We start from the raw sequence: 6,207 nt of genomic DNA on the forward strand, positions 1-6,207 counted from the left end.
CTTCGACGACAACCGGCTGCTGCCGCTCTTGTATGGCGAGCACGACACCCATCTGCTGCGGATCGAGCACCAGCTCGGCGTGTCGCTGGCCTCGCGCGGCAACACCGTCACCATCAAGGGCGCGGCCGAGCCGGTCGAGCAAGCCCGGCTGGTACTGGAAACCCTGTGGCAGCGCCTGGCCCAGGGCCAGGGCGCCAGCGGCGCCGATATCGACGGCGTGATCCGCATGGTGCGCGACGCGCCGGTGGTCGACGGGGTGCCGCAGCGCGCGGCGGCCGGTTCCGACGGCGCCATCGTCACCCGGCGCAAGCGGATCGGCCCGCGGTCGCCGACCCAGGCGGAATACATCGCCGCCCTGGCCGAGAGCGAGATGGTGTTCGGCGTCGGCCCGGCCGGCACCGGCAAGACCTATCTCGCCGTCGCCCAGGCGGTGTCGCTGCTGATCGCCGGGCGGGTCGACCGCATCGTGCTGTCGCGGCCGGCGGTCGAGGCGGGGGAGCGGCTGGGCTTCCTGCCCGGCGACATGAAGGAGAAGGTCGACCCCTATCTCCGCCCACTCTACGACGCGCTGTACGACCTGCTGCCCGCCGAACAGGTGGCCAAGCACATGGAGACCGGCACGATCGAGATCGCGCCGCTGGCCTTCATGCGCGGCCGGACCCTGGCCCATTCCTTCGTCATCCTGGACGAGGCGCAGAACACCACGGTGATGCAGATGCGCATGGCGCTGACCCGCATGGGCGAGGCCAGCCGCATGGTCATCACCGGCGACACCAGCCAGATCGACCTCAAGCCCGGCGACAAATCCGGCTTGGTCGACGCACTGGAGATCCTGAACGGGACCGAGGGCATCCGCGTCGTCCGCTTCACCGACCGCGACGTGGTCCGCCACCCGCTGGTGGCGCGCATCGTCCGGGCCTATGAGGCGGCGGACCGCGCCCGGAAGCCGCAGCCGTGATCGATATCGCCGTCAGCATCGACGCGCCGGACTGGTCGGCGCTGGGCGCCGATTTCGCCGACGAGGATGCCCTTGCCGCCGCGCTGGAGCCGCTGGTCGAGGCCGCAATCGCGGCCGGCGCGCTGCCGGACGGACCGATCGGGCCCAACCGCCCCGCCGAGCTGTCGATCGTGTTCGCCGACGACGCCACCGTGCAGCGGCTGAACCGCGAGTATCGCGGCAAGGATGCGCCGACCAATGTGCTGTCCTTCGCCCTGACCGAGGCGGATGAGCCCGACTTCCCGGGCGCGCCGCTGATGCTGGGCGACGTCATCCTGGCCTATGAGACCGTGATGGCGGAGGCGGCGCGCGACCGCAAGGCACCCGCCGACCACACCAGGCATCTGGTGGTACATGGCATCCTGCACCTGCTGGGCCACGACCACCTGACCGATTCCGAAGCCGAGGCGATGGAGCGGATCGAAACCGCCCTGCTGGCCCGCTTCGGCATCGCCGACCCCTATTCCGATCCCCCCTCCGCTCCCGCTTGAGGCCATGTCCGACTCCCCTTCCGGTCGACCTTCCCGCAGCTCCGAATCCGGTCCGTTGCGCAGCTGGCTGCGCAGCCTGCTGCGCGGCAAGAGCGAGGATGCCTGGCGCGAGACCATCGAGGAGCTGATCGAGGACGGCGACGAGGGCGAGGCCGACGCCTCGGTCGCCCGCCATGAACGGGTGCTGCTGGGCAACATCCTGCGGCTGCGAGGCCGCACCGCGATCGACGTCATGGTGCCGCGCGCCGACATCGTCGGGGTCGAGGTCGACACGCCGCTGCCCGGCGTGCTGGACATCCTGGCGCGCGAGGCGCACAGCCGGATGCCGGTCTACCGCGACAATCTCGACGACGCGCTGGGCATGATCCACGTCAAGGACGTGGTCGCGGCCCTGAGCCGGGCGCGGGGCGGCGATGGTGACGCACCGAAATCGCTGACCGAGATCCTGCGGCCGGTCCAGATCGTCGCACCGTCGATGCCGGTGCTCGACCTGCTGCTGCAGATGCGCGAGAAGCGCCAGCACATGGCGCTGGTGATCGACGAATTCGGCGGCATCGACGGGCTGATCACGATCGAGGATCTGGTCGAGGAGATCGTCGGCGAGATCGAGGACGAGCACGACATCGACGAACCGCCGCAGCTGGTCGAGAAGCCGGACGGCACGCTGATCGCCGATGCCCGCCTGCCGATCGAGGCCTTCGAGGCCAAGGTCGGCGCGGTGCTGGAAGAGGACGAGCGCGACGACATCGATACGCTCGGCGGCCTGGTGTTCGCCCTGGCCGGCCGGATCCCGGCCCGCGGCGAGCTGTTGACCCACCCCAAGGGGTTCGAGTTCGAGGTGATCGATGCCGATCCGCGCCGGATCAAACGGCTCCGCATCCGCCGCAAGGATGGCGCCGACGCCGCCTGACGCCGCGCCCACCCACGGCATCGCACGCCTCGCCGCCGGTTTCGCCGGGCTGACCCGCTGGCGCCGCTTCGGCGCCGCCGTGCTGCTGGGCGTCATTGCCAGCCTGTCGGTGCCGCCGCTCTATGCCATGCCGGTGCTGTGGCTGGCCTTTCCCGGCCTGTACTGGCTGCTGGCCAGCGCCAGCCGCGGCCGGTCCGCCTTCCTGACCGGCTGGGCCTTCGGCTTCGGCTTCTTCGTGCCCGGCCTGTACTGGGTGTCCTGGGCGCTGACGGTCGACTCGCGCTTCTTCTGGCTGATCCCGATCGCCATGGCCGGGCTGCCCGCGCTGCTCGGCATGTTCACCGGCCTTGCCGGCCTCGGCTTCCACCTGCTGCGCCGCGCCGGCTGGGGCGGCCCGCTGGCCCTGGCCGCGACCTGGGCGCTGGCCGAATGGCTGCGCGGCCATGTCCTGACCGGCTTTCCCTGGAACCTGGTCGGCTATGGCTGGGTCGGCTGGCTGCCGGTGCTGCAGGGCGCGTCCGTCGTCGGCATTTACGGCCTGAGCCTGCTGACCGTCGCCGCCGCGACCCTGCCGGCGGTGCTGGCCGGCCCGCGCGGCCGCGGCCTGGCCGCCACCGCGGCAGGCATCGCGGTGATCGCGGCAATCGCCGGCTGGGGCGCCTGGCGCCTGGCCGGCGACGATGGCGCGGTGGTGCCCGGCAAGACGCTGCGCCTGGTGCAGCCGAACATCGCCCAGGCCGACAAATGGTCGGGCGACAAGATGCGCGAGAACTTCCAGCTGCAGATGCAGCTGTCGCAGGCGCCGGGCCTGGACCACGTCAGTGCCCTGATCTGGTCCGAGACCGCGGTGCCCGGCGTGCTGTCCTGGGATCAGGGCGCCCAGCGCGCGATCGGGTCGATCCTGCCGCCCGGCGCCCTGGCCCTGGTCGGCGCGGTGCGCGCCACGCCCTATGGCGCCGAGCCGCTGCAGGCCTGGAACAGCATCTTCGCGATCGACCCCGCCGGTACCGTGCTGGCCACCTATGACAAGGCGCATCTGGTGCCGTTCGGCGAATACGTGCCCTTCCATGATTGGCTGGCCAATTTCGGCATCGAGAAGATCACCGCCGGATCGGTCGATTTCACCCCCGGCCCGGGGCCGCAGACCATCGCCCTGCCCGGGCTGCCGCCGGTCAGCCCGCAGATCTGCTACGAGGCGATCTTCCCGGGCGAGGTGCTGGACCCGACCGGCGCCCGGCCGGGCTGGATGCTGAACGTCACCAATGACGGCTGGTACGGGCTGACCAGCGGGCCGCACCAGCATTTCGCCATCGCCCGGACCCGGGCGGTCGAGGAGGGGTTGCCGCTGGTGCGCGCCGCGAACACCGGCATCAGCGGCGTGGTCGACGGCTATGGCCGGGTGACGGGCGAGATCGGCCTGGGCGAACAGGGCATCCTCGATGCCGCACTGCCCGCCGCACTGCCGCCGACGCCCTATGCAAGCTGGGGCGATGCCGGTTTCTGGCTGCTGCTGCTCGCCGGCCTCGCCGCCGGCCGGGCCTGGCGTCCCGGGCGACCTGTCTGACCGAAGCGCGCCGGGACGGCAGGCGCAGGCCGATCCGGGACTGCCTTGAAGTTACCCGGCGTGGCGCATTAGGATGCGCGCCTCGCGAAACGATCGCACCCGGCGCCTTGCGAATTGCTGCGGAGTAATGTGTGGCCGCCTTCGACGCCCCGAAACGGCCCCGCGGTCGCCCCCGGAACGATGAGCCCAGCCCGCTCGACGTGCATATCGGTGGCCGCATCCGGCTGCGGCGGACCTTGCTGGGCTTCAGCCAGGCCAAGCTGGCCACGGCGATCGGCCTGACCTTCCAGCAGATCCAGAAATACGAGCACGGCTCGAACCGCATCGGCGCCAGCCGCCTGCACCAGCTGAGCCGGGTGCTGGAGGTGCCGGTGGATTTCTTCTTCGAGGACGCGCCGGCGGCCGGGTCCGGCCTGCCGGGCCTCGCCGAGGAGGCCGAGCCCTACGATGCCGGCCCCGACCCGATGCAGCGGCGTGAGACTCTCGAGTTGATCCGTGCTTATTACCGGGTCGCAGATCCGGCGACCCGGCGCCGCGTGCTCGACCTGCTCAAGGCGATGTCCAACCCTGGCGAGGCCGCCGAAGACATGGGCGCCGACGATGAGGCCTGATACGTCCGCTTGACCGCGCGTTCCGCCCTTGCGAAAAGGGCCGATCGCCGCCGCACGCTATTTTTCTCAACGTCCCTTCAGTTCAGCCAGGGGTTCGACGTGGCCAAAGGCAACTACATCTTCACGAGCGAGTCGGTCTCGGAAGGTCATCCTGACAAGGTTTGCGATCGTATCTCGGATTCGATCGTCGATCTCTACCTGGGCGCGGATCCCGAGGCGCGTGTCGCCGTCGAAACCCTGTGCACCACCAACCGCATCGTGATCGCCGGCGAGGTTCGCGGCCCGGCGTCGATCACGCCTGATCTGCTGGAGAACGCGGCCCGCCAGGCGGTGCGCGAGATCGGCTACGAGCAGGAAGGCTTCCACTGGCGCAACGCCCAGGTCGACGTCCTGGTGCACCAGCAGTCGGCCGACATCGCCGTCGGCGTCGATGCCGCCGGCAACAAGGACGAAGGTGCCGGCGACCAGGGCATCATGTTCGGCTATGCCTGCCGCGAGACCGACGTGCTGATGCCGGCACCGATCCAGTTCTCGCACCAGATCCTCAAGCATCTGGCCGATGCCCGCCATTCCGGCAAGGCGCCCCAGCTGGCCCCCGACGCCAAGGCGCAGGTTTCGCTGCGGTACGAGAACCACAAGCCGGTCGCCGCGACCTCGGTCGTAGTCTCGACCCAGCATGCCGATGGCCTGGATGCGGCCGACGTGCGTGAGATCGTGCGCCCCTACGTCCTGTCCGTCCTGCCCGAGGGCTGGATGTGCGACGAGCCGCATTTCTACGTCAATCCGACCGGCCGTTTCGTCATCGGCGGCCCGGACGGCGACGCCGGCCTGACCGGCCGCAAGATCATCGTCGACACCTATGGTGGTGCGGCACCGCATGGCGGCGGTGCCTTCTCCGGCAAGGATCCGACCAAGGTCGACCGCTCGGCCGCCTATGCCGCGCGCTATCTGGCCAAGAACGTTGTCGCCGCCGAGCTGGCCGACCGCTGCGTCATCCAGCTCAGCTACGCCATCGGTGTCGCCCATCCGCTGTCGGTCTACATCGACACCCAGGGCACCGGCCGGGTCGATGAGGACAAGCTGTCCGAAGTCCTGCAGCAGCTGGTCAATCTGAGCCCGCGCGGTATCCGCACCCATCTCGGCCTGAATCGGGCGATCTATGCCCGCACCTCCTCCTACGGCCATTTCGGCCGCAGCCCGGAGGCCGATGGCGGCTTCTCGTGGGAGCGGACGGATCTGGTGGACGAGCTCCGCTCGGCCTTCTGATCCAGATGCGCTGCTGATCCAATGAGCGAACCGATCGGCGCACCGCTGCGCCGAAACTTCCACGGCCGGCGCCAGGGGCGAAAGCTCCGCGCCGGCCGCGCCGCTTTGATCGAGACCCTGCTGCCGCAGCTGACCGTCGCCCTCCCCACGGAGGACGGCGCGCTCGACCCTGCCGTTCTGTTTCCGCGCCCGCCGCGCCAGGTGTGGGTGGAGATCGGCTTCGGCGCCGGCGAACACCTGGCCTGGCAGGCGGCGCAGCATCCCGATATCGGCATCATCGGCTGCGAGCCCTACATCAACGGCATGTCGACCCTGCTGGCCGCGGTGGCCGGCGAAGGGCTGGACATGGTGCGGGTCTGGCCCGACGA

At 70.1% G+C, this 6,207-nt stretch carries 7 protein-coding genes; all 7 read left to right on the plus strand.

What is annotated here, in order from left to right:
* Positions 1-958: PhoH family protein (locus AC3XYG_RS37120; RefSeq protein WP_489144922.1), on the plus strand; the 958-nt coding region annotated here is incomplete at its 5' end.
* Positions 955-1,488, plus strand: a complete 534-nt coding sequence (ybeY, locus tag AC3XYG_RS37125) for an rRNA maturation RNase YbeY (RefSeq protein WP_489144923.1) — start codon at positions 955-957, stop codon at positions 1,486-1,488. The genes AC3XYG_RS37120 and ybeY, both read left to right, overlap by 4 nt.
* A 4-nt stretch (positions 1,489-1,492) precedes the next feature.
* Complete coding sequence (locus tag AC3XYG_RS37130) at positions 1,493-2,398, plus strand: hemolysin family protein (RefSeq protein ID WP_489144924.1); 906 nt, start codon at positions 1,493-1,495, stop codon at positions 2,396-2,398.
* The gene (gene lnt, locus AC3XYG_RS37135) at positions 2,379-3,962 is read left to right on the plus strand and encodes an apolipoprotein N-acyltransferase (RefSeq protein ID WP_489144925.1); all 1,584 of its coding nucleotides are present in this window, start codon (positions 2,379-2,381) and stop codon (positions 3,960-3,962) included. The genes AC3XYG_RS37130 and lnt overlap by 20 nt, the downstream gene beginning before the upstream one ends.
* A gap of 131 nt (positions 3,963-4,093) precedes the next feature.
* The gene (locus AC3XYG_RS37140; RefSeq protein WP_489144926.1) at positions 4,094-4,573 is read left to right on the plus strand and encodes a helix-turn-helix domain-containing protein; all 480 of its coding nucleotides are present in this window, start codon (positions 4,094-4,096) and stop codon (positions 4,571-4,573) included.
* Between the two features lie 99 nt (positions 4,574-4,672).
* Positions 4,673-5,839 carry a methionine adenosyltransferase gene (gene metK / locus AC3XYG_RS37145; protein ID WP_489144927.1) on the plus strand — a complete coding sequence of 389 codons (1,167 nt, stop codon included), beginning with the start codon at positions 4,673-4,675 and terminating at the stop codon, positions 5,837-5,839.
* A gap of 21 nt (positions 5,840-5,860) precedes the next feature.
* Positions 5,861-6,207: tRNA (guanine(46)-N(7))-methyltransferase TrmB (locus AC3XYG_RS37150; protein ID WP_489144928.1), on the plus strand; the 347-nt coding region annotated here is incomplete at its 3' end.

This window comes from Inquilinus sp. (genome assembly GCF_057815775.1).